Origin of the sequence: Bradyrhizobium oligotrophicum (assembly GCF_051168495.1) — a bacterium.
Taxonomy (GTDB): Bacteria; Pseudomonadota; Alphaproteobacteria; order Rhizobiales; family Xanthobacteraceae; genus Bradyrhizobium; species Bradyrhizobium oligotrophicum_A.
This window is the reverse complement of record NZ_JBNPVB010000003.1, coordinates 17,188-40,055: the sequence shown is the minus strand read 5'-3', so window position 1 is coordinate 40,055 and position 22,868 is coordinate 17,188. Positions and strand designations below refer to the sequence as shown.

General features: G+C 67.0%; 16 protein-coding genes. 6 read left to right on the top strand and 10 right to left on the bottom strand.

What is annotated here, in order from left to right:
- Positions 1-100: 100 nt before the first annotated feature.
- From ACQR1B_RS06935 to xylB, 7 genes are all read right to left on the bottom strand, one after another.
- Positions 101-1,969 carry a DNA translocase FtsK gene (locus ACQR1B_RS06935; protein ID WP_434833094.1) on the bottom strand — a complete coding sequence of 623 codons (1,869 nt, stop codon included), beginning with the start codon at positions 1,967-1,969 and terminating at the stop codon, positions 101-103.
- Complete coding sequence (locus ACQR1B_RS06930) at positions 1,951-4,053, bottom strand: hypothetical protein (RefSeq protein ID WP_434833095.1); 2,103 nt, start codon at positions 4,051-4,053, stop codon at positions 1,951-1,953. Before ACQR1B_RS06930 ends, ACQR1B_RS06935 begins: the two co-directional genes overlap by 19 nt.
- Positions 4,050-5,054 carry a hypothetical protein gene (locus ACQR1B_RS06925; RefSeq protein WP_434833096.1) on the bottom strand — a complete coding sequence of 335 codons (1,005 nt, stop codon included), beginning with the start codon at positions 5,052-5,054 and terminating at the stop codon, positions 4,050-4,052. The genes ACQR1B_RS06930 and ACQR1B_RS06925 overlap by 4 nt, the downstream gene beginning before the upstream one ends.
- Before the next feature lie 19 nt (positions 5,055-5,073).
- On the bottom strand, positions 5,074-6,021 hold the full coding sequence (locus ACQR1B_RS06920; RefSeq protein ID WP_434833097.1) for an ABC transporter substrate-binding protein: 948 nt from the start codon (positions 6,019-6,021) through the stop codon (positions 5,074-5,076).
- A 100-nt stretch (positions 6,022-6,121) separates the two neighbouring features.
- Complete coding sequence (locus tag ACQR1B_RS06915; RefSeq protein WP_434833098.1) at positions 6,122-7,159, bottom strand: ABC transporter permease subunit; 1,038 nt, start codon at positions 7,157-7,159, stop codon at positions 6,122-6,124.
- Complete coding sequence (locus ACQR1B_RS06910; protein ID WP_434833099.1) at positions 7,152-8,675, bottom strand: sugar ABC transporter ATP-binding protein; 1,524 nt, start codon at positions 8,673-8,675, stop codon at positions 7,152-7,154. The genes ACQR1B_RS06915 and ACQR1B_RS06910 overlap by 8 nt, the downstream gene beginning before the upstream one ends.
- A 151-nt stretch (positions 8,676-8,826) precedes the next feature.
- Positions 8,827-10,272 (bottom strand): xylulokinase, encoded by a 1,446-nt coding sequence (gene xylB / locus ACQR1B_RS06905; protein WP_434833100.1) that lies wholly within the window; start codon positions 10,270-10,272, stop codon positions 8,827-8,829.
- A gap of 124 nt (positions 10,273-10,396) precedes the next feature.
- On the opposite strand from xylB, the gene ACQR1B_RS06900 reads away from it, so the two are divergent.
- From ACQR1B_RS06900 to ACQR1B_RS06890, 3 genes are all read left to right on the top strand, one after another.
- Positions 10,397-11,233, top strand: coding sequence for an SDR family oxidoreductase (locus ACQR1B_RS06900; protein ID WP_434833101.1), 837 nt, complete (start codon positions 10,397-10,399; stop codon positions 11,231-11,233).
- Positions 11,234-11,404: 171 nt separating this feature from the next.
- Positions 11,405-12,559, top strand: a complete 1,155-nt coding sequence (locus ACQR1B_RS06895; RefSeq protein WP_434833102.1) for a diguanylate cyclase domain-containing protein — start codon at positions 11,405-11,407, stop codon at positions 12,557-12,559.
- A 232-nt stretch (positions 12,560-12,791) separates the two neighbouring features.
- Positions 12,792-14,342, top strand: coding sequence for a GMC family oxidoreductase (locus ACQR1B_RS06890; RefSeq protein ID WP_434833103.1), 1,551 nt, complete (start codon positions 12,792-12,794; stop codon positions 14,340-14,342).
- Positions 14,343-14,944: 602 nt separating this feature from the next.
- Here ACQR1B_RS06890 and ggt read toward each other — a convergent pair.
- On the bottom strand, positions 14,945-16,624 hold the full coding sequence (gene ggt, locus ACQR1B_RS06885; RefSeq protein WP_434833104.1) for a gamma-glutamyltransferase: 1,680 nt from the start codon (positions 16,622-16,624) through the stop codon (positions 14,945-14,947).
- Between ggt and ACQR1B_RS06880 the strand changes: the two genes are divergently transcribed.
- Both ACQR1B_RS06880 and ACQR1B_RS06875 read left to right on the top strand, forming a co-directional pair.
- Positions 16,532-18,337, top strand: coding sequence for an amidohydrolase family protein (locus tag ACQR1B_RS06880; protein WP_434875128.1), 1,806 nt, complete (start codon positions 16,532-16,534; stop codon positions 18,335-18,337). The two genes, ggt and ACQR1B_RS06880, sit on opposite strands and share 93 nt — an antisense overlap.
- On the top strand, positions 18,334-19,263 hold the full coding sequence (locus tag ACQR1B_RS06875; RefSeq protein WP_434833106.1) for a CobW family GTP-binding protein: 930 nt from the start codon (positions 18,334-18,336) through the stop codon (positions 19,261-19,263). Before ACQR1B_RS06880 ends, ACQR1B_RS06875 begins: the two co-directional genes overlap by 4 nt.
- Here ACQR1B_RS06875 and ACQR1B_RS06870 read toward each other — a convergent pair.
- Both ACQR1B_RS06870 and ACQR1B_RS06865 read right to left on the bottom strand, forming a co-directional pair.
- Complete coding sequence (locus ACQR1B_RS06870) at positions 19,260-20,435, bottom strand: diguanylate cyclase domain-containing protein (protein WP_434833107.1); 1,176 nt, start codon at positions 20,433-20,435, stop codon at positions 19,260-19,262. The two genes, ACQR1B_RS06875 and ACQR1B_RS06870, sit on opposite strands and share 4 nt — an antisense overlap.
- Before the next feature lie 95 nt (positions 20,436-20,530).
- Positions 20,531-21,595, bottom strand: a complete 1,065-nt coding sequence (locus ACQR1B_RS06865) for a DnaJ domain-containing protein (RefSeq protein WP_434833108.1) — start codon at positions 21,593-21,595, stop codon at positions 20,531-20,533.
- A gap of 390 nt (positions 21,596-21,985) precedes the next feature.
- Between ACQR1B_RS06865 and ACQR1B_RS06860 the strand changes: the two genes are divergently transcribed.
- A complete protein-coding gene (locus ACQR1B_RS06860) occupies positions 21,986-22,861 on the top strand; it encodes a dihydrodipicolinate synthase family protein (RefSeq protein ID WP_434833109.1) in 876 nt (291 codons plus the stop codon).
- Positions 22,862-22,868 lie beyond the last annotated feature (7 nt).

The following is a 22,868-nucleotide window of genomic DNA, read 5'->3' as shown; positions in this document are numbered from 1 at the left end:
GATGCCGTCAGGCAAGCTCACGCAAATTCCGGACCAGCGGAAACCGCAACAAACAGGGGAGGCGTTGTCGCAAACGCGACATGGCGGCGGATGGGCCGTCCTATTTGCGGCCGAGCGCGGCGAGAAATTCCGCTTGCGGGACGAACAGGCCTTGCGCGCGCACCAGGCCACGGCCGAGATCGCACAGCAGGTCGCCCTTGCCGAACAGGCTTTCGGCGCCGGGCTCGTCGAGCACGATCTGTGCGTTCACGGCATTGGCGACCTTGAGACACACCTTCAGCGGCAGGTTCGATTTGATCAGGCCGGTGACGACGGCGCGGTCGGGGCGCTGGGTCGCCAGCACGAGGTGGATGCCGGATGCGCGGCCCTTGCCGGCGATGCGCGCGACCAGTGCCTCGAACTCCTTCTTGTCGTCGCGCCCGGCCAGGATCAGGTCGGCGAATTCGTCGAAGATCAGGACCAGGAATGGCAGGTTGGTGTGGCCGGCCTTGATGTAGTCGCCGAGATTGACGACGCCGGCGCCGTTCAGGAGCTGATAGCGCGCGTCCATCTCCTTGACGGCATCGCGCAGAATTCGCAGCGCCTCGGTCAGCGTGGTCGCGACCGGACGCCACAGATAGGGACTGCCGCCGACCCCCGAGAAGGTCAGGATCTTCGGATCGATCAGCGCGATCTTCACTTGCTCCGGCGAGCCGCGCAGCAGCATGCTTGCGACCATGGCCTTCAGCCATTCGCTCTTGCCGCTGCCGGTCGATCCCGCGACCAGCGCGTGACACGTATTGGGATCGGCGAAGTCGGCCACGATCGGATGGCCTTCGACGTCGATGCCGACCGGAAAGCTCACCATGCTCGTCAACGCAGACGACAGCGGACCGGCCAGCGCGTCCTTGAGCAGGCACGGCTTCGGATCGGGCCGCGGCAGATCGAGAATGACGAAGCCCTTGCCGGCCTTGATCAGCGGCGGCTCGGCGAGGCCGAGCTTCACCTGCAGGTCCGCGGCGCGGTTGGCGAGCGACGAGACTTTCACGCCGGGCCCTGGTGTGAGCCGCAACCGGATCAGCTGCGGCCCTTCGATCACGCTGGCGCATTCGACCGCGAGGTTGAAGCTGCGAAACGCCTCGGCCACGGCGTCGCCGAGCGCATTTGGGGCGGCGTCGGCGCGGTCGTCGCCTGATGGCTTTTCCGCAGGCTTCGCTGCAGGAGGCGCCGCGCGATCCGGAGAGGCCGGCGGCGTCCCGGCGCCGAACATTTCCTGCAGCACCGGCGCGACCATGCCGCTGAAGATGTCCCTCAGTTCGTCCGGCGACACTTCGACGTCCTGGAACGCCGGCAGGTAGTACTCCAGCGTGCCGCAGAATTCGCAACCGGGACGCCAGATCGGCAGCAGATGACCGTAGATCGCAAGCTGCACGAGGTCGGCCTTCTGCCGCGCGCCCTGGCTCAGCTTGTAGTCCACGACCTCCAGATGGCGTTCGGGGTGAATGCGAATGGCGTCGACCCGGCCGCGGATCTCCACGGCGCCGTCGCCGACCGCGACGGGCACGTGCGCGAGATCCTGCTCGGCGCCGACGAACACGTCCTGCCAGTTCTCGAAGCCGCGCGTGCGTGTCCGCAGCGCGATCAGGCGCGCGCAGAAATGACGCATCCGTTCGGTGAAGGCGGCGGCGTCCTCGCCGCGTCCCGCCGCGAACAGCTTGTCGGTCAGGTCCTGCAGCGAGGTGGTCCAGACGTGATCGACCAGCGCCTCGACGGTGTCGATGCGCGCCGCGGCCTTCAGGCTGCGTGGCGCCGTCAGCCAGCCGACCAGCTTCTCGACCTCCTTGTGGAATTGCACGCCCATCGCGCGCGCCGTGCCGGCCGGTGCGAAGCTCTTGGTCGACGGCTTCTCGCCCCGGAGCCACCGGGCGCGCCACTCCGGATCGAGGACGGCGAAGGTGAGCTCGGTCGCCGTTATGCTGTGATGCGCCATTGCAGGAAGATCGTCTTGGGCCCCGGATGTGCCTTCAGATTGGGATGCGCCTCGACGCTGCGCAAGAGCGGATCGCGCAGGTCCGTTTTTCCGAGCCTGTCGAGCACGACGGAGATGTCGACGATGCGCTGCTCGCGGACGAGGTCGAGCACGACGCTCAGGCGATCGTCGTCGAGCGCGCCGGATGCGGTCGTCGTATGTTCCTTGGTCCTTTGCTTGGCTGCGGGTCCGCCCGCATCGACGCTGCGGACCTGGATGGGAAGTCCCGCGGACGCGACATCGGCGAGCAGGGATGCGAAGCGGGTCTGCAGCCAGGCGAGCGTTTCCGGGCCTGCAAAGGCGATGTTGCCCTGGAGCGCGTTGGAATACAGTTCGCGCGCGGCATGCAGCTCGCAGACTTGGTCGGGCGTCAGTTCGACGATGCGGAAACCGTGGCGGCTGGCTTCATCCATCGTGGCCTTGGCGACGGCCCATGACGAGCGCGGCACCCGGGCGAGGTCCGGCGTGCGGAACACGTAGGTCAGGGTGGGACGGCCGGTTTGCGCCTTCGCCAACGAGATCGCCTCGTCGGCGATCGCCTTCCAGCGCCGCCAATGGTCGCCGCCCTCGAAGGCGAAGTAGACGCTGCGGTCCGGCCAGCACCATTCGAACGAAAAATAGCGACGGCCCGAGGTGCGGCCGACCTTGACCCCGCTCATGGCCTGCCCGACGTCCTTGGCGAACCACATCAGGCAGTCCTGATTGTAGGCTTGCAGCGCCTTCTGGGAGCGGATGCCGTTGAGCTCGACCTGGAAGAGGTCGTCGAGGGTTTGCGCCGGAGGCGGCGCCGTGTTCGGGCGCGCGAGAGCCCTGAAGCGTTCCTCCGCGCGGACCAGCAGCGCGCGGACGCCGAGCTCGACGAGTGTTTCGAACGGCTCATCGAGCCATTTGTCGGCGAAGAATTGCGCGATGTCCCCGGACGACAGATCACAGCTTTTCAGGCGCGCTTCGATCAGCTCGCGCGCACCTGTTCTGGTGATGCCTTCGAGCGAGATTTCGGGCGTGAAGCGGTCGCGATGCGGGGGCTCCAGATGCGGCTTGATGTCGACGACCCAGTTTCGCTGGTTGGCGGTGACCACCGTGAGATGATTGCGAAGCTCGGCATAGAGCTGCTCGATGCAGTTTCCGAGCGCCTTGATCAGCATGGGATCGCTGGCGTAGCATTCGGTCTGGTCAAAGCAGAACACGAACGGACGATAATAGGACGCGAGCTGACACAGGCCCTGCAGGCGACGGAAACTCAGGGCGTTGATTTCCTGCGGCGTGACGTCGCCGCGCCCGTCATTGTCAGCCTGGTCAAGCCTGAGCCGTTCGACCTCCTCCGGCTCGAGCGGGTCGGCCCGCAGCCATTTGAGGGCCGCCTGCCGGCGCTCGTCATCGGCGTCGTCGAACGCGCAGGCGACGAGGACTTTCAGCCAGGCCTTCTCCTGCCCCTGCAGATCGATGTGACGCTTCCTCAACAGCCCTGCCAGGCGATTGATCGGGCCGGTATCGGAAAAAAGACTGCGCAGCCAGGCCAGCCTGCCCGGCATCTCGGACGCCGGCAATGTGCCGGCCGCAAGATGCCGCAGAGCGGGGACTGCGGGGGCGATCTCGGGGATGCCGTTCTGGGCAAAATCCGCGACGATGTGCGCCAGCGTCCCGATGGCGAGAGATCGGAGCTGGCTCGGCGTATCGCCGGTTTCGTCGTCCGGCCGATCGAGCTCCTGCACGGTGAGCAGCAGGATCGACTGCCACGCCTTGTAGGGATCTTGGAATGGACGAAGATAGACTTTGGTGGCTCTGCGGCCCAAGGCCGTGAACAACCGTCCCAGCAGATGCGATTTTCCGTAGCCGCGATCCGGCGAGACGACGAGCTGCGCCCGGTCGGGTCTCGCAGGGCTGCTGCGGGGCAGTTCGCCCGCGTCCAGCGCGTCGAATTTGCTCAGCAGCCGATGGAGCGGCGCATCGTTGAGGCCCTTCACCGAGAACGAGACGTCGCGCGGCTCGCGAACGATTGCGTCCTCGAACGGATTGACCTGGATCTCGGCGTAGCGGTTCGTCATGGCTCGTTCTTGACCACGACGGTGACGAAGGGCTCGGGAAAGCCGGCGAGTCGGATGCCTGCGTCCATCTCTTCGGGGGGAAGGTCGACGGTGGTCGTCGGATGGATCGTGACCCGTCCGGACTTCGTTTCCTCGATCAGGAGACGGTGCAGCGCTTCCTTCGATCCATCGAGCGCGTTGATCAGGTCGTAGATCTTCACCGCCGAGAAGCCTCCCTGTTCGGCCTTGAGCCGGCGATAGGCCGGCAGGACGTCGTCCAGCGTGAGCGCCGAAGCCGGAGTCAATGCGCCGTCCGTGGTCGGCGCCGTGACGGGCAGCTCGGCGACGCTGCCGTCGAAGCCGAAATGGTCCGCCGCGACGTCACGATGCAGATAATATTTCGAGCTGCCGCAGGAGAGCTCGACAATGGTCCGGCTGGACTTGGCGTGTGCCAGGCCATCCGGGAAAAACTTCCTGTTCATCCCGGTGACCTTCTTTTCCAGACTGGGCTTCGAGATCAGCTTGACGCCCGAGGCGGCGATCAATTTCACGATGGCTTGGCTCGCCGTTTCGACCGATGGGCCGCGCCCGCTCGCGAAATACATCTGGGCGACGCCATGCTTCAACGGTCCCCAGATCGCCCCCTCGCGTCCCAGTGTTGCAAGCCTCTCGCGCAGGACAGGCGAGCCCTTCTTGGCTCCCGATTTTCCCAGGAACGTCGCGGTGATCTTGGATAGGCTCAGTCCGGCGTCACCGGCCTTGATGATCGCGGGCAAAAGGTCATCGAGCTTCGCAGCCATCGGCATCCATCCCCTGCTCGGAGGAATCGCCGGTCCAGGGCGTTGCCAGCGCGGGTTCAATCCTCCGTCGAGGCCGTTGTTTGCCACATCTCCCGCCGACGCGCGAGTGGTGTGCACTCGTTCTTTCGAGGCAGGCGTGCGGACATTCCGACGCGCATGCAGATCGGCTGTCAAGCATGACGCCGCCCGGTTAAGGGGCGGCGTCGATGGTTCGGCGGACACGTTCGAGCCGTCAGGCCTGCTATTCCTTGCGGTCCGAGGTCCAGCCCTTGTACTCGCCGACATTGTCGCGCGTGATCAGTTTGGAGGGCAGCAGCTCGACGGTCGAGGCCGGCTTCTGGCCGTTGAGGATGCTGACGCCGATCTGCACCGCGCGGCGGGCCATGAAGAACGGGTCCTGCGAGGCCGAGGCCTGGATCTGCTGCGTCGCCGGATCCTTCAGCGCAGCCTCGATGTCGGGCGCGCCGTCGACCGCAGTGATGACGATGCCGGTGCGCTGCTGCTGGCGCGTGGCGAGATCGGTGCCGATCGCCTGCGGATCGTTGATCGCGAAGATCGCGTCGATCTTGGGGAAGCGGGTCAGATAACCCTGCGTCACCGTCAGCCCGCCCTCGCGCGAGCCCTTGCCGTCCTGGTCGCTGGACAGCACCTTGATGCCGGGCGCCTTGGCGAACACGCTCTTGCAGCCGTTGACGCGGTCGATCACCGCCGACACCTGCGGCCCGTTCTGGATGATGACGTCGCCCTTGCCGCCGAGCTTGTCGACGATGTACTGGCACGAGATCTCGCCGGCCTGCACGTTGTTGGTGGTGACCGTGGCGTCGGCGCCCTCGGCAGCGGTGTCGACCGCGACGACGAGGATGCCCGCGGCCTGCGCCTTCTTGATCGCCGGGCCGATCGCCTTGGGGTCACCGGGGTTGAGCAGGATCAGGTCGACGCCGGCGGCGATGAAATTGTCGATCTGGGTGACCTGCTTGCCGAGGTCGTATTCGAAGCCGACCGCGGTGATCTTGACGTTGGGATTGGTCTTCTTGGCCTCGAACTCGGCGCCTTTCGACAACGCGACGAAGAACGGGTTGCCGAGCGAGCCCAGCGACACGCCGATCGATTTCAGCTCCTTGGCCGAGGACGGCGCGGAGCTCATGACAAGCGCCAGCGCGGCACCGGCGAGCGATATCGTCTTCAACATGGGTTTCCTCCCTGGTCCTTCCTGTTCGTCTACGCACGGCGGACCAGTGGCCGTGGAAGAATGGATTGCGGCGAGGCGCCGGCGGCGCCTGCCGAATGTGTCAGGTGCGCGCCGAGCCCTGCAGCCGGTAGCGGTCGAGTGCGACGGCGCCGATGATGACGAGGCCCTTGATGACGTATTGCCAGATGTCGGAGACGCCGACCAAGATCAGTCCGTTCGACAACACCGCGATGATGAGCGCGCCGACCAAGGTGCCCCAGATCGAGCCGATGCCGCCGACGAAGGAGGTGCCACCCAGAATGACTGCGGTGATCGCGTCGAGCTCGTAGGACTGGCCGAGCTGCAGGCCGTTCGCCGCATAGAGCCGCGCCGCCTGCATGCCGCCGCCGAGGCCGGCGAGCAGGCCCGACATGCCGTAGACGAAAATGAGGACCGCCCAGACCTTGATGCCGGCGAGCCGCGCTGCGCTCTCATTGCCGCCGACCGCGTAGATGTGCACGCCGAGCACCGTGCGGCGCAGGATCAGCCACGACGCCACGATCACCAGCAGCGCGATCACCGACAGCCAGGGGATCGAGACGACGCCGGGAATGAGCGTCAGCGAGGCATTGCCGATGAAGGCGTAGGGAATCGACGGATTGAACACCGTCGTGTCGCTGCCCATCAGCCGGGCCAGACCGCGGACGGCGGTGAGCGAGCCCAGGGTGACGATGAAGGGCGGCAGCCGCAACAGCGCGATCAGGGCGCCATTGATGACGCCGAAGGCGAAGCCGGTGAGCACCGCGGCCGGCAGCCACAGCGCGCCCAGCTCGGGCAGCTTGGACACGGTGAGACCGGCCATCGCCGCCGCGGCCAGGATCGAGCCGACCGACAGATCGATGCCGCCGGTGAGGATGACGAAGGTCATGCCGGCCGCGAGCACGGTGTTGACGGCGGCCTGCTGCAGCACGATGCCGAGATTCTGTCCGGTGAAGAACCGGCCGTCGGCCAGAAAGTGGAAGCCGAGACACAGGATCAGCAGCACCGGCAGCATGCCGGCGGCCCGGATCATCGCCCGGACGCGTTGTTGCTTCTCCGCCGCGGACGGCAGGATGGGCGCCGCGGCGGCCTTGGCTTGAGCTTGGCTGTTGTCAGGCATCGACGTGCTCCGTCCCCGTGGCCAGCGCCATGATGTCTTCCTGCGAAATAGGTGATGTCGTGCTCTGCTGCAGCTCGCCGGCGAGATGTCCCTCGCGCATCACCAGCACGCGGTCGCAGATGCCGAGGATCTCCGGCAGGTCGGACGAGATCACCAGGATCGCGGTGCCCGACTTGGCGAGATTGTCGATGATCGAATAGATCTCGGATTTAGCGCCGACGTCGACGCCGCGCGTCGGCTCGTCCAGGATCAGCACCTTCGGTGCGGTCGCGAGCAGGCGCGACAGCAGCACCTTCTGCTGATTGCCGCCGGACAGGCCGCCGACGGTGACGCCCGGATTGGGCGCGCGAATGCCGAGCGCGCTGAACGCCTCGTCGGCGCGCGTCTTCGCCTTGTCGCGGTCGAGAATGCCGCCGAGCCTGGCGTCGCGCCCGATCACGGCGAGGTTGATGTTGTCGGCGCAGGACATGTCGAGGAACAGGCCGAGCGCCTTGCGGTCCTCGGTGAGATAGGCGATGCCGGCATCGAGCGCATCGCGCGGCGTCTCGATCTCGATCCGCTCGCCGTCGAGTTCGAGATGTCCGCTCGTCTTCGGCGTTGCGCCGATGATCAGATGCGCGAGTTCGGTGCGTCCGGCGCCGATCAGCCCGGCGAGGCCGACCACTTCGCCGGCATGGACGGTGAGCGAGCAGCCCTTGACGCGGCGGCCGTCGCCGAGATCGACGGTCGTGAGCACCGCGCGGTCGCGCTTGGCATGCGGATCGTGGTCCTTCTTGTAGAACGACGACACGTCGCGGCCGACCATCATGCGCACGATGCTGTCGGCGCGGATGTCCGGCTTGTCGAGCGAACCGACCAGCCGGCCGTCGCGCAAGACGGTGACGCGGTCGCCGAGCGCATAGACCTCGTCCATGCGGTGCGAGATGTAGATGATGGCCATCCCTTCGTCGCGCAGCTGCCGGATCAGCGCGAACAGCTTCTCGCTCTCGCCCGCGGACAGCGACGTCGTCGGCTCGTCCATGATCAGGATCTTGGAGCGCGCATGCAGCGCGCGGGCAATCTCGACCAGCTGGCGCTGGCCCATCGACAGTTCGGCCACCAGCGTCGACGCGGAGAAATCGGCGCCGAGCCGCTGCAGGATCGGGCCGACCCCGTCGCGCATGGTGCCGCGCGACAGCAGGCCGCTCTGCGACAGCTCGCGTCCGAGATAGATGTTTTCGGCGACCGTCAGGTTCGGCGCCAGCGACAACTCCTGGTAGATGATCGAAATGCCGGCGGCGCGGCCGCCCATCGGTCCCTCGATGCGCGCCACCTTGCCCTCGATGCGGATCTCGCCGCCAGGATCGGGGCGATAGGCACCGGAGAGAATCTTCATCAAAGTGGATTTGCCGGCGCCGTTTTCCCCCATCAGCGCATGGACTTCGCCGGCATAGACGGTCAGGTCGACCTTCTGCAGGGCCTTGATGGTGAAGAATGACTTCGACACCCCGCGCATCTCGAGGATCGGACCGCTCATCGTGCCTCCCAATGCACGTTCTCTTGTGTTCCCGCGGCTCGTTACGGCTGGCGCGGGCAATGATTAAACTAGAGGCTGTCGCCGAATACAATATGAAAGACCGGCGGCTGCAACACGTCGCCGCGAGAGTGCGGTCGTGTTTCGGGGCCGGTCAGCTCTGACGGCGGTAGAGCCGGCGCCAGCGCGGCAACCGCTCGGCGTAGTCTGCCGCCAGCGCGGGATCAGGCACGAAGGTCCGCACCCGGGCGGGTGGCGTGCATACGCGCGCAACCGCTTCGCCGGTGACGGCAAGCCGCGCCAGCCGCGCCGCGCCAAATGCGGCACCGGTCTCGCCCTCGGCGAGACGATGGATCGGGATGTTCAGCACGCTCGCGAGGATTGCGAGCCAGAGGTCCGAGCGCGAGCCGCCGCCGATCGCATCGGCTTCCGAGATGACGAGACCCGTAGCCGTCAGCGCATCGCGGCAATCGGCAAGTGCGAAGGCGACGCCCTCGAGCACGGCCTGCACGATGGCGTTGCGATCGGTTGCATGGCTCAGACCATCGAGCAGGCCACGCACGTTCGGATCGTCATGCGGTGTGCGCTCGCCGGCAAGATAGGGCAGGAAGCTGACCGGCGATGGCACGGCTGGCGACGCGCCGAGCGGCGCGAGCAACTCGGCCTCGGAGGCGCCGAGCAGGCGCGCGATCCAGGCAAGGCAGGAAGCCGCCGACAGCATCGCTCCGGCCTGCAGCCATAATCCAGGGACCGCGTGACAGAAGGAGTGAACGACGCGCTCGGGATTGGCCATCACCTTCTCGACCGGCGTGATCACCGCGCCCGACGTGCCGAGCGTGATGAAGGTGGCGCCCGGACGGATCGCGCCGATGCCGATCGCGCCGGCCGGGTTGTCGCCGGCCCCGCCCGCGATGACCGGCCGTTTCGACAGGCCCCAGCGCTCGGCGAGATCGTGGCGCAACCGGCCCGCGGGCTCGCGGCCTTCGACGAGGCGCGGCATCTGCCCGCGCGTCAGGCCGGTGGCGGCGAGACCCTCGTCGGACCAGTCGCGCCTGCCGGCATCGAGCCACAGCGAGCCTGAGGCGTCCGAAACATCCTCGATCGTCTCGCCCGAGAGCGCGAGCCGGACATAGGCCTTCGGCAACAGGACGAGGCGCGTCGCCCGGAAGATCTCCGGCTCGTGTGCGGCGATCCAGAGCAGCTTCGGCGCAGCGAAACCGGGCATCGCCTTGTTGCCGGTGACCTGCCGCAGGGCGGGCCAGCGCCGTTCCAACATGGCGCATTCGGCGGCCGACCGTCCGTCGTTCCAGAGGATGCAGGGGCGCAACGGTACGAAGTCGGCACCGAGCAGCACCGGGCCGTGCATCTGCCCGGACAGGCCGATGCCCGCGACCTCGGCCATTTCGCCCGCATGATCCGCCTTGAGCGCATCGAGGGTTGCGAACACGGCCGCGATCCAGTCGGCCGAATCCTGCTCCGCCCAGCCCGGCCGGGGAACGGAGATCGTCAGGGGACGGCTGCGGCTGGCGATCACGCGCTGCGCATCATCGACGAGAATCGTCTTGACTGCAGACGTGCCGAGATCGATGCCGAGATACATGACGCCCACGCCGCGTGCACGGTGATGGATGAGGTGTGGAGCGATACCAGAGTCCTGATGGCCTTGTCATCCGGACACGAGTCATCGCACTGCACGAGGCGAGATCATTTCGAGGAGTCGAGACATGCAGCCAGCCGCCCCATCCACCGAACGCTCGTCGCGCCTGGCGGGACACTACGCGCTGGTCACCGGCGCCGCGCAAGGCATCGGCCGCGCGATCGCGGTGCGGTTCGCGGAGGAGGGCGCGCATGTCGCGATCAATTTCGGCGGCCCTTCGTCGTCGGGTGACGAAACCCTCGCGCTGGTGCAGGCGGCGTCCGCCGCTCATGGTCACAATGCGCGCGATCACTTCACGGTGAAGGCCGACATCGGTGTCGAGGCCGACATTGCCGGGATGTTCGCGACCGTGCTGGCGCGCTGGCCGCGGCTCGACTGTCTCGTCAACAATGCCGGCTTCCAGCGGGCGTCGCCGAGCGAGGCGCTCGACGTCGAGACGTATCGCAAGATCCTCGAGGTCAATCTCAACGGTGCCGTGCTGTGCGCTCGGCAGGCGCTGGCGCATTTCGTCGCGCGCGGCGGGGGCGGCAACATCATCAATACGTCGAGCGTGCACCAGATCATTCCCAAGCCGGGCTATCTCGCTTATTCGATCAGCAAGAGCGCGATGGCCGGCCTCACCCGGACTCTCGCGCTGGAATTCGCCGGCCGCGGAATTCGCGTCAATTCGGTCGGCCCCGGCGCCGTCGACACGCCGATCAACGCAGCCTGGACCGGCGATCCGGTCCAGCGCGCCGTGGTCGAGTCCCACATTCCGATGGGCCGCGTGGCGACAGCGGAAGAGATCGCCGGCGTGTTCGCCTTTCTCGCCTCGTCCGAGGCGAGCTACATCACCGGGCAGACGATCTATGCGTGCGGCGGCATCACGCTGTTCGGCGAGTTCCGCGACAATTGGGCGAGCTAGCCGTCGCTGAAAGTGGCTTGCCTCGATCCGTCGGTCGCACTTGTCGCTCATGCGACTGGTCCGAGTCAGGATCTCTTAATCATGGTCGGCGCATGGCAGCTCTTCGCAACTGCGGCGATATTTCGTTAAGGGCCGGGTACGATAGTGCGCGCATTCGTGAACGGGACTGTGATGCATCGATCGGACCAGGAAACTCGGCGGGAGCTCGCGCATCTGCTCTACAGCTCGATGCCGCTGGTCGGGACGATCTCGGTGGCATCGGTCGTGATCGGGACCGTGATGGCCTGGGTCGCGCAGGATCCGGGCTATGCGGTCATTACGGCTGCGCTGGTCGTGATCGGCGTCTTCCGCGTCGTCAAACTCCTGATGTTCGAGGCCCGTTTCGATCGCCTCGGCCATGCGGACATCATCCGCTGGGAGCGTCTCTACGGACTCGGCGCGATCGCCTTCGGCCTTGCCGTCGGCGCGTTATCGGCCCGCGCATTCCAGATCGGTGATGGTCCGGGCGTCTGGATGAGCTTCGGCCTGTCGATGGCGTTCTGCGTCGGCATCGTGTCGCGCGTCAGCCCGTGGATCGTGATGACCTCATCGGCGGTGCTGCTGATCCCGACCGTGGTCGCCTGCCTGCTGCAATCCGAGCCCGTCTATCGCATGGGCGCCGGCATGGTGGTGCTGTTCTGGATCACCTTGCGTGGCACCTCCTATCGGCTCACGGCGGCCTTCACCGAGCGGATCAAGGCCAAGCAGGCCTTGGCGCATCAGGCGCATCGGGACTACCTCACCGGCCTGCCGAACCGCGCGGCGTTCATCGCGGCGCTCGCCGGTTGCGATCGGCCCGTGGCGATCATCGCGGTCGATCTCGACGGCTTCAAGCTCGTCAACGACCGGTTCGGCCATCAGGCCGGAGACGAACTGCTGTGCCAGGTCGGCGTGCGCCTGCAGGATTGTCTCGAGGATAGCGGCGTTGCGGCGCGGTTCGGTGGTGATGAATTCATGCTGCTGCTGCCGGGGGCCGGCCGCGACGCCGCGCTCGATCTGGCCCGCGCCGCAGTGACGGCGTTGGCGCAACCGTTCACGCTGGCCGGAACACGCGTCCAGATCGGCGCGAGCGCGGGCATTCTGGTGACCGATGACCGCCAGGCAGAAACGGAAGCGCTGCTCGATCAGGCCGATCGCGCGCTCTATGCGGCGAAGCGGGCCGGTGGGCATCGATGGTGCTGGGCCGACGAGGACATCAGCGTCACCACCGCATGGACGCGCTACGGCGCGGCACCGGCGCTGTCGCCTGCGAGTGGCAGCACCGACGTCGACCTCATCCTCCCATAGGCCGCCGCTGGCAGGACCGGAGCGGGACGGCGATCGAACTCGCCGAGAAGGGCGGGCCGAACGATCTCGTGTTCGAAGGTCTCGCGAAGGCGGTTCGGATCGGCAACGAGGTCGAGACAGCCCTGCATTGGGATGCTGCTGGCCTGAGTTCGCGAGGGCTTCACGGACTGCAATTGGCATTGCAGAGTGGTGCCCGTGATTGCGACATTCGGAAACAGCGAGAGTTTACTACATGTATGACGTGATTGTCGTGGGCGGCGGCTCTGCGGGCGCAGCGTTGGCTGTGCGCCTGTCGGAGCAGCCCGGGAAGCGGATTCTGCTGCTGGAGGCCGGTGCCGACTGGCGGGCGGCCGACGTGCCCTGGGAGATCACCACGCCGAATCCGATCCCGATCATCCACGATCGCGCCTTCCAGGAGAAATGGCAGTGGCCGCAGCTGATGTCGCGCCGCGTGGCGGGGCAGGAGATGCGCTTCTACTGGCGCGGCAAGGGGCTCGGCGGCAGCTCGATGATGAACGGGCAAATCGCGATCCGCGGCGTCGCCGATGCGTTCGACGAATGGGCCGACCATGGCTGCACGGGATGGTCGGCCAAGGAGATCATGCCGCTGTTCTCGGTGATCGAGGATGATCTCGCACTCGGCGATCGCGAGGGACATGGCCGCGGCGGGCCGCTGCCGGTGTATCGCGCGCCGCTCGATGCATGGGGGCCGATCGACCGGGCCTTGCGCGATGCGGCGCTGGCGAGCGGCTATCCCTGGTGTGACGATGTCAACGGGCCGGATGGTGAGGGCGTTGCGTGCTATCCGATCAACAGCCGCAATGGCCGCCGCATCTCCACCAACGAGGCCTATCTGGAGCCGGCGCGCGGCCGCGCCAATCTGGAGATCCGCGGCCGGGCGCTGGTCGATCGTCTCCTGATCAGCGATTTCCGCGCCACCGGCGTGCGTGTCCATATCGAGGGTGAGGGCACCCGGGAGATCGCGGCGCGCGAGGTCGTGCTGTGTGCCGGTGCCATCCACAGCCCGGCGATCCTGCTGCGCTCGGGTATCGGCCCCGCCACGGACTTGCAGGACATGGGCATCGCGGTGGTGCGCGATCTTCCAGTCGGCCGACACTTCTTCGACCATCCGCTGTTCCGCGCCACCATCCAGCTGCGCGAGGAGCTGCGCCCGACCGATCGCGACACCCGCCATACCAATTGTTGCGTCACCTATTCGTCGGGGCTGGCCGATGGCGGCAAGCGCGACATGATCCTGATCGCCTTCAATCATCGCGGCATCGGCGTGCCCGGCGGGATCGGCGCCGGCCTGTTCAACGCCTTCTCACGTGGCACACTGAAGCTCGCGTCGATCGATCCGAATGTCGATCCAATCGTCGAGGAGAACATGCTGGCCGATGCCAGCGACATCGCGCGGATGCGCGACGCGGTGAAGCGGCTGGCGGTGATCACGGTGCAGCCGGCGCTGCAGGACGCCGCCGATTGGATCAGGCTTGGCGATACGCCGCTCACCCTGCCGCAGGCGGCGGCGCTGCCGGATGCCGAGCTCGATGCGCTGCTGCGCCAGATTACCGGCGATATCCAGCATGCGGCGGGAAGCTGCCGCATGAGCGGATTCGACGACGCCGATGGCGTGGTCAACCCGGACGGCACCGTCAAGGGCATCGCCGGCCTGCGCGTCGCCGACGCATCGATCATGCCGTCGGACTGCCGTGCCAACACCCATTTCACCACGGTCGTGATCGGCGAGGCGATCGCGCGGATGATGCGGAAGCAGGCGTGAGGCGAGGCACCAGCTCGGGCCGCATGGTTCGAGACGCGCCTTCGGCGCTCCTCACCATGAGGGGCAAAAGCCGAGGCACTGCACACCGGACCATGAACACGCCGAGAGGCGTGTTCATGGAGAGGTTTTGGCACCGAGACCGGCGCTGCACATTGACCATGAGCAGCGTGTTCATGGAGAGGGTTAGGAGTTCGCCGCAGAGACAGTGCGCCCCCTCTCCCCGCTTGCGGGGAGAGGGGCGGGGTGAGGGGGCTCTCCGCACGCACCAGACTCGCGGATAGTTGCTCACCCGGATTGCATCTTCGATGCAATCCGACCTCTCCCCGCAAGCGGGGCGAGGTGAAGACCAGCTTTGCGGCTGCCAGCAGCGTGCTCATGAGGAGGGTCTGGCGCCGAAACCGGCGCGGCACTGTGTTGCTTCCAATGACCCTGAAAGAGGCTTTCACTCCTCACCCTGAGGAGCCCGACGAAGGCGGGCGTCTCGAAGGGCGAGGCCCCAGCTCGGGCCTCTTCTCAGACGATGCGACCGCATCGCCCGAACGCTCGCAGGGGCGACGTTCCTCACCATGAAAGTCCAGATGATGCGGCAGAAGGCCTGGGCCTCAGGCGATGGCGAAGCGGAGGCCGGCGCGGGCTCGCCCGCCGGAGATCGCGATCGGCGTGCCGTCGGCACGCCAGCACGCGGCGCCGGTCAGCGAGCCGTCGTCACCAAAGGCGATCGCATTCATGCCGCCGGCCACGATCGGCTCGCGCTTGATGGCGTGGCCGCGTGCGGCAAGTTGTTGCGCGACATGATCGGAAAAGGCCGGCTCGAGTTCGAGCACGCCGCCCTGCGTCCACAGCCGCGGCGCCTCGACCGCTTCCTGCAAGGACATGCCGTGGTCGATCAGGTTGACCAGCGCCTGGAACGCGGACGGAAAGATGCGCAGGCCGCCGGGCAGGCCGAGCGCGTAGCGCAGGCGGCCATCGCGCAGCGCCATCATCGGCGCCATCGAGGTGAAGACGCGTTTGCCGGGCGCAATCGACAGCGCGCGGCCCGGATGCGGATCGAAATTGTACATGTAGTTGTTGGCGGTCATGCCGGTGCCGGGGATCTGCAGGCAGGCGCCGAACAGGCCGTTGATCGTGTGCGTGGAGGCGACGACATTGCCCTCGGCATCGGCGACCGTGACATGGGTGGTATTGGCGGATTCGGTCGGCGAGAAGCCCGGACTAAAACTCTGCGCCCGGCCCATGTCGATCTGCGCCCGCCGCTCGGCGGCATAGGCCTTCGACGTCAGCCGCTCGATCGGGACGTCGACGAAAGCGGGATCGGCGGTCGCCACCGCACGGTCTGCGAAGGCGATCTTCAGCGTCTCCGCCAGCAGATGCGCGCCGTCGGCCGAGCCGAAGCCGAGCGCGCCGACGTCGAAGCCTTCGAGAATGTTGAGCATCTGCACGATGTGCACGCCCGAGGAGGAGGGCGGCGGCGGGCCGATGATCTCGGTGCCGCGATAGGTCCCGCGGATCGGCGCGCGCTCGATCACCTTGAAGGCTGCCAGATCCGCCGCGTCGATCAATCCGTCATTCTTGGCCATGGTGGCCGCGAGCGCCGCGCCGAGCGGCCCACCATACAACGCCCCTGGTCCATCCTGTGCGATCAGCCGCAGCGACGCCGCGTAGTCGGTCTGGATCACGCGGGCGCCTGGCTCGACCGGCTCGCCGCCCGGCAGGAACAGCGCCGACAAATGGGGATCGCGCGCGAGATCGCTGGCGGCCTGCCGGACGCAATCGTTGAGATAGGGGCTCGCGACGAAGCCATATTCGGCGAGCCGGATCGCAGGCGCCATCACCTCGGCCAGCGGCAGCCGGCCGTAGCGCGCCAGCGCCTCGCACCAGGCCTTCAGCGCGCCGGGGACCGCGACCGCGAGCGCGCCGACGGCATTGCGGCGGCCGCGCGTCTCGCGCGCCAAGGCGATCTCGTCGGACACCGGGTCATACATGGCGGGCGAGGCGCGCAGGGGAGCCGTGCTCAGGCCATCGAGCACGATGTGGCGGCCGTCGGCGAGGCGGATGTGCGACAGGCCGCCGCCGAGGATGCCGACCATCATCGGTTCGACCACGGTCAGCGCGAACAGCGCGGCGATGGCCGCGTCGATCGCATTGCCGTCGCGCATCAGCATCTCGGCGCCGGCGCTGGAGGCCAGCGGATGGTTGGTCACCACCATGCCGCGCGAGCCGACCGCAGGCCGCCTCTCGCAGGTGAAGTCGGCGATGCGCGGGATGCCGTTGGATGCTGCCATGAAAATGTTCGGCCTGTACGTGGCGAGCGGCCGATGCCGCATCGGGATGCCAATTCTGACCGATCCGGTGCGCGGAGGAAAGAGGATCGCCGCGCGAACGAACTGATAAGTCGGCGTCATGCGTGGCGCGGAGGGCATCGATCTCCCCGGCCGCGTTTCCATCGAACCGCATCTGTGTTAGGCCTGCAATCAGTTCCAATTTGTGAGCTTGCTGAGGGCATGACCCATTACGACCTGATCATTCGCGGTGGCCGCGTGCTCGACCCCGAAACCCAACTCGACGCGACGGCCGACGTCGCCATCAAGGACGGTGCGATCGCCGCCGTCGGCGATGTCGCAGGCGCTGCGGACGGGGTCATCGACGCCGCCGGGCTCGCCGTGGTGCCCGGCTTCATCGATCTGCACGCGCACGGCCAGTCGCTGCCGGCCGACCGCATGCAGGCCTTCGACGGCGTCACCACGACGCTGGAGCTCGAGGTCGGCGTGATGCCGGTGGCGCGCTGGTATGACGAGCAGGAGGCGATCGGCCGCACGCTCAATTATGGCGCGGCGTCCGGCTGGGTATTCGCGCGCATCGCGACGATGACGACGCAGCAGACCGCCTCCAATATCGGCGGCATGGGCGAGGCCATGCGCGACAAGCGCTGGGTCGAGGAGGTCGCGAGCGCGGCCGAAACGGCTGAAATCGTCGAGCGCACCAGGCAGGGCCTGGAGCAGGGCGGCCTCGGCATCGCTTTCCCCAACGCCTATGCGCCGGGCACCGGCATGAAGGAGCTGTCGGAACTGTGCAGCCTCGCCGCCAAGAGCAACGTGCCGACCTATACGCACATTGCCTACATGTCGAACGTCGATCCGCGCAGCTCGGTCGATGCCTATACGCGCCTGATCGGTCTGGCCGGCTCGACCGGCGCCCACATGCACATCTGCCATTTCAACAGCACCAGCCTGCAGGACGTCGAGCGCTGTGCCGAGCTGGTGCAGACCGCGCAGGCGCAAGGGCTCAAGGTCACGACCGAGGCCTATCCCTACGGCACCGGCTCGACGGTCGTCGGTGCCGGCTTCTTCGCCGATCCCGCCTTCTGCCAGCGCATGGGCACCGGCTATGACGCGATCGAGATGGTCGCCGAACGGCATCGTCTCGGCAGCCGCGACGAACTGCTCGAACGGCAGCAGGCCGATCCCGGCGCCTTGGTGCTGATCCATTTCCTCGACGTCGCCGTCAACCAGCGCCACCGCGACCTGCTCGACGTCTCCGTGCTGTTTCCGGGCGGCGCGATCGCCTCGGACGCGATGCCGTGGATCCTGTCCAACGGCACGGACTACACCGGCGATGCCTGGCCGCTGCCGGACGATGCGGTGTCGCATCCGCGCTCGTCGGCCACCTTCACCAAGTTTCTGCGCGAATGGGTGCTGGATCGCAAGGCGATGCCGCTGATGGACGGCCTCGCCAAGTGCACGCTGATCCCGGCCCAAATTCTGGAGCCGTCGACGCCGGCGATGCGCCGCAAGGGACGGCTGCAGGCCGGCTGCGATGCCGACATCGCCGTGCTCGATCTTGCGGGCCTGCGCGACCGCGCCGACTTCCTCCACATGAACCGGGCGTCCGAAGGCGTCAGGCATCTGCTCGTCAACGGCCGCGCCGTGATCGCCGACGGACACCTCATCCGCGACGCCAGGCCGGGGCGGGCGGTGCGCCGGCCCGTGCTGTCGTGATCGTTCCTGTCCTGCTGGTGGCGGGCGCGCTCGGCGCCGGCAAGACGACGCTCCTCAATCACCTGCTCGCCAATCCCGACGGCCGGCGCATCGCCGCCGTCGTGAACGACTTCGGCGCGGTCGACATCGACGCGCAGCTGCTCGGCACGGTGACGGAGGAGGTGATCAGCCTGAAGAACGGCTGCATCTGCTGCTCGCTGCAGGGCGACCTGCTGCGCACGCTGTCCTCGGTGATCAAGCGCGATCCGGCGCCGGATGCGATCGCCATCGAGACCTCGGGCATCTCCGATCCCGCCGAGATCATCCGCAACCTGATGGATCCGGTGATCTTCAAGGTCGCGCCGCTGGAAACGGTGGTGACGCTGGTCGACCCGCAGCGTCTGCACGACGAGCCGGACATCGCGCAGGAGTCGCTGTGGCGCTCGCAGCTGCGTGCCGCCGATTTCGTGTTGCTGACGAAATCCGATCTGCTCGATCGCGCCGTACTCGACCAGGCGCGTGCCATCGTCGGCCGCACCAAGCCGCAATCGGCGATCTTCGAGATCGCCCGCGGCGCCGTCGCGCCGGACCTGCTGTTCAGCCGCGACCTGCGCGCGCCGCGCGAGCTGCCGCCGCAGGTGCCGGCCATGGCCCAGCCGTTCGCGACCGTGACCTGGGCCTCGCAGGCGCCGCTGTCGCTGGCTCGCTTTCAGCAGGTGATCGGTCGGCTCGCTGCGCGCACCCTGCGCATCAAGGGCGTCCTGCAATTCACCGAGCATCCGGGAATGCCGATCCTGTTTCAGTCGGTGGCGACGCGCGGCACCCTGGCGCCGTCGCCATTGCCGCCGGCCGATGGGCTCACGGCGCAGCTCGTGCTGATCGGACGCGAGGGCGAGCTCGACCCGGACGAGATCGAGGCGGTGCTTCGGGGGATCGAAGCCCCTTAGTTGCAGCTACGCAACGACAGCGTGCGGCTTGCCCCGCGCATCGCCGTGGTGCCGGCCTCGGCCCAACTGCAGCGGCCGCCGCCGGCGCGCTTGGCGATGTAGAGTGCATCATCGACCCGCCGCAGCAGCTGATCGATCGTGCTGTCGGTCAGCGGCTCGTCGTTCACCAGCAGGCCGGCGCTGGCGCCGATCACCACCGGGATGTCCGACAGCAGGAACGGCGCAGACAAGGCGCGAACTGCGTCGCGCGCGAGCGCGAGCGCTTCATCGCGTCCCTGTGCCGGGCTCGTCAATGGTTTCAGCAGCATGAACTCGTCGCCGCCGAAGCGGGACGCAAGTCCATTGCGCCCGACACAACTCGTCAATCGCGCGCCGACCTGGCGCAGCAATTCGTCGCCGGCGTGATGGCCGTGGCGGTCGTTGACCGGCTTGAAGCCGTCGAGATCGATGGCGATGATGGCGATATGGCGCGGTGCCGTCTCCAACGCCTTGAGGAAGGCCAAGCGATTGGGCAGACCGGTCAGGAAATCATGGTTGGCCTGGCGCGCCAGCGCATGCTTGGCCTCCAGCCGCTCGATGAAGGCGGCGCTGAGATGGAGCGACGCTTCGCGCACCGTCAGCCAGAACAGCAACAACATGATGGCACCGAGCTGATACGGCAATTCGGGGCGCATCAGGCCCGCGATCATCGTCGGTGCGAACACCAGGGCGGTCGTGGTGAGCACGATCCAGGGGCGGATCGCCGCCCGCGACACCATGCCCACGCAATGCGACATCGACAGGCCGACCGCCAGCCAGGCGCCCGCCGCGTCGTCGAGTTGAAGCGCCCGGAACGACAGCGCGCCCAGCGCCAGCCCGAAGGCGGCCGCGCCGGCGGCATAGACCGTCTCCCAGAGGATCACGTCGCGGTCCGACAGGCGGGCCTGATGGCGCTTGTAGCGCAGCAGGCTGACGATCCGGCCGATGGCGTTGATGATGATGGCGCAGGTGATGACGGCGCAGCCGGGATCACGATGCAGGATCGTCAGCGTGATCGCCGCGGTGATTGCGGCCGCGCTGATCGAGACGATCTGCGGCAATGACGTGTAGAGGAGATCGACGAGCTCGCGCCGGATCGCCGGATTCGGATGAATGGATTTTGAAAACAGCCCCTGTCCCATGGGCGCCACCATGGGACACCTTTCCTAACGGTTGATGGCCGGAGGCCGATCAACGGGCGGAGGTTCGAAATTACCTTAAGTGTTCGTCAATGAGCCTTCGGCGGGTCTCACGGAGCGCGGCTGGGATCGCCCGTTGGATAGAACGGGGTGGCCGTCGCCATTCGCGGCGATATCGATGGTGCTGCCGCCGCCTTCGGCGGCTCGGCCTTGGGACTCTCGGTCCTGATGTCGGCCTTCGGATCGAATTTGGGCGGCTCGAGCTTCAACGGCCGCAGCGGCTGGCGCTTTGCCATCGCGTCCAGCACTGTGCGGTTGGTCTTCTCGATCCGCTTGGCGGCGGCGACATCGGCGAAGGCACGGTCGAACTTGCGCATGCGATAGAAGACGATGCCGCGGTCGATATAGGCTTCCTGATAGCGCGGATCGAGCTGGATCGCCGCGTCGAGATCGGTCAGCGCGGCGGCAAGATCGCCCTTCTGGAACGACACCATCCCGCGATCGTGCAAGGCGCGGGCCTCGTTCGACGCGCCCCCGCCGGGCAGCGCTGCATCCGAGGTGCACGGGGCTGCCGATGCCTGCGCGCAGGCCGGATGCTCCTGTTCCGCCGAGTAGACCGCGTCGACCTTGCTGACCCGCAGCGGCAGCGGCTCGGCGGCCGTATCGCCGTTCGCGACATTGCCGGCCGGCTCGTTGCCGGTCGCCGCAGCCGCCTCGCTTGTCGTCGCCGGCACGATTGCGGCGCTCTCGATCGGAGTGGCGGGCGCCTCGTGCGGCTTGACCTTGTTGGTCGCGACCACGATCGGCTTGAGGGGAGCGACGGACGCCGAGGACATGTGCGTGAACAGCAGGTAGCCCGTCAGCGCCACGGCGGAGGCGCCGGCCAGCGCCATCACGCCGGAGGCAACCTTGTGCACCTTGGCGACGACGGCGAGCTTGGAGTCCTGGCGATGCTCGTCTTGCGCGGCGCCGAGCAGGCGGTCATAGGCCGTGCGCTGCTCCCTGTCGCCGAGGATGTCGTTGGCGCGGATGACCTGCCGAAACCGGAGTGCGGCGTCGGGATCTCCCGGATGGACGTCGGGATGACTCTCTTTGACCGCCTTGCGGAAGGCGGCCCGGATGTCCTCAGCGTCATCGTCCGGAAGAGCTCCGAGTAAATCGTAAAGCGTCTTCATGGTCGCACTCGCTGCAGGTTTCCCTCGTCTCCGATCGAAATTCCCACGGCGAATTTACGCTGGAGCACTCGTACTAACTCTTTCCGCCTGACATGATGATTGGTCAATCCGGCGGAAAAGTGACTGAAAATAGCGAAGTTCGCAGCCATTTCGACCGGGCTCGGAAACATTGCTCGCGCCCCCATTCGCCGCAACTCACACAATCCTCGATTGAATCGCGGCTCCACGATCGTCTCCGATCCCTCACATGCGCGCATGGTGAGGCGAAAGGTTGAAGCCACGTTTAACGCCGCGTCTGGCGCCCTCGTCGTGGTGAGGCGTCCGGCACGTTGGCGCGGGAGCGGGAGGCCCCGCTTGCGGAGATGGGGGGCCGGCCGGTATACCGGCTGCATGACTGATTTTCATGGTGTTTTTCCCTACCTCGCCTCGCCGATCGGCACCGACGGCACGATCCGCGTCGATGTGCTGGGGCGACTGTGCGATGACCTCATCCATGCCGGCGTGCATGGCCTGACGCCGCTCGGCTCGACCGGCGAGTTCGCCTATCTGGACCGCGCCCAGCGCATGACCGTGGTGGAGGCGACCATCGAGGCCGCGCAGGGCCGCGTGCCGGTCATCGCCGGCGTGGCCTCGACCACGATCGCCGACGCGGTGGCGCAGGCCAGGGCGTATCAGACGCGTGGTGCGAACGGCATCCTGGCGGTGCTCGAAGCCTATTTCCCGGTGAGCGATGTCGGCGTCGAAGCCTATTTCCGCGCCATCGCCGACGCCGTCGACGTTCCCGTCGTCATCTACACCAATCCGCAGTTCCAGCGCTCGGACCTGTCGCTCGACGTCATCGCCCGTCTCGCCGCGCATCCGCGCATCAACTACATCAAGGACGCCTCGACCAACACCGGTCGCCTGCTGTCGATCATCAACCGCTGCGGCGATGCCATCAAGGTGTTTGCCGCGTCCTCGCACATTCCGGCGGCGGTGATGCTGATCGGCGGCCATGGCTGGATGGCCGGGCCCGCCTGCATCATCCCGCGCCAGAGCGTGGAGCTCTACAATCTCTGCAAGGCCTCCTGCTGGGACGACGCGCTGGCGCTGCAGAAGAAACTGTGGCGCGTCAACGAAGCCTTCGCGCGCTTCAACCTCGCCGCCTGCATCAAGGCCGGCCTGTCGATCCAGGGCTACGACGTCGGCGATCCCGTGCCGCCGCAGGCCGCGCTCACGGCCGAGCAGCGCAAGGTCGTCGAGGAGGTGCTGCGTAGTCTGGGATGAGGCCGGG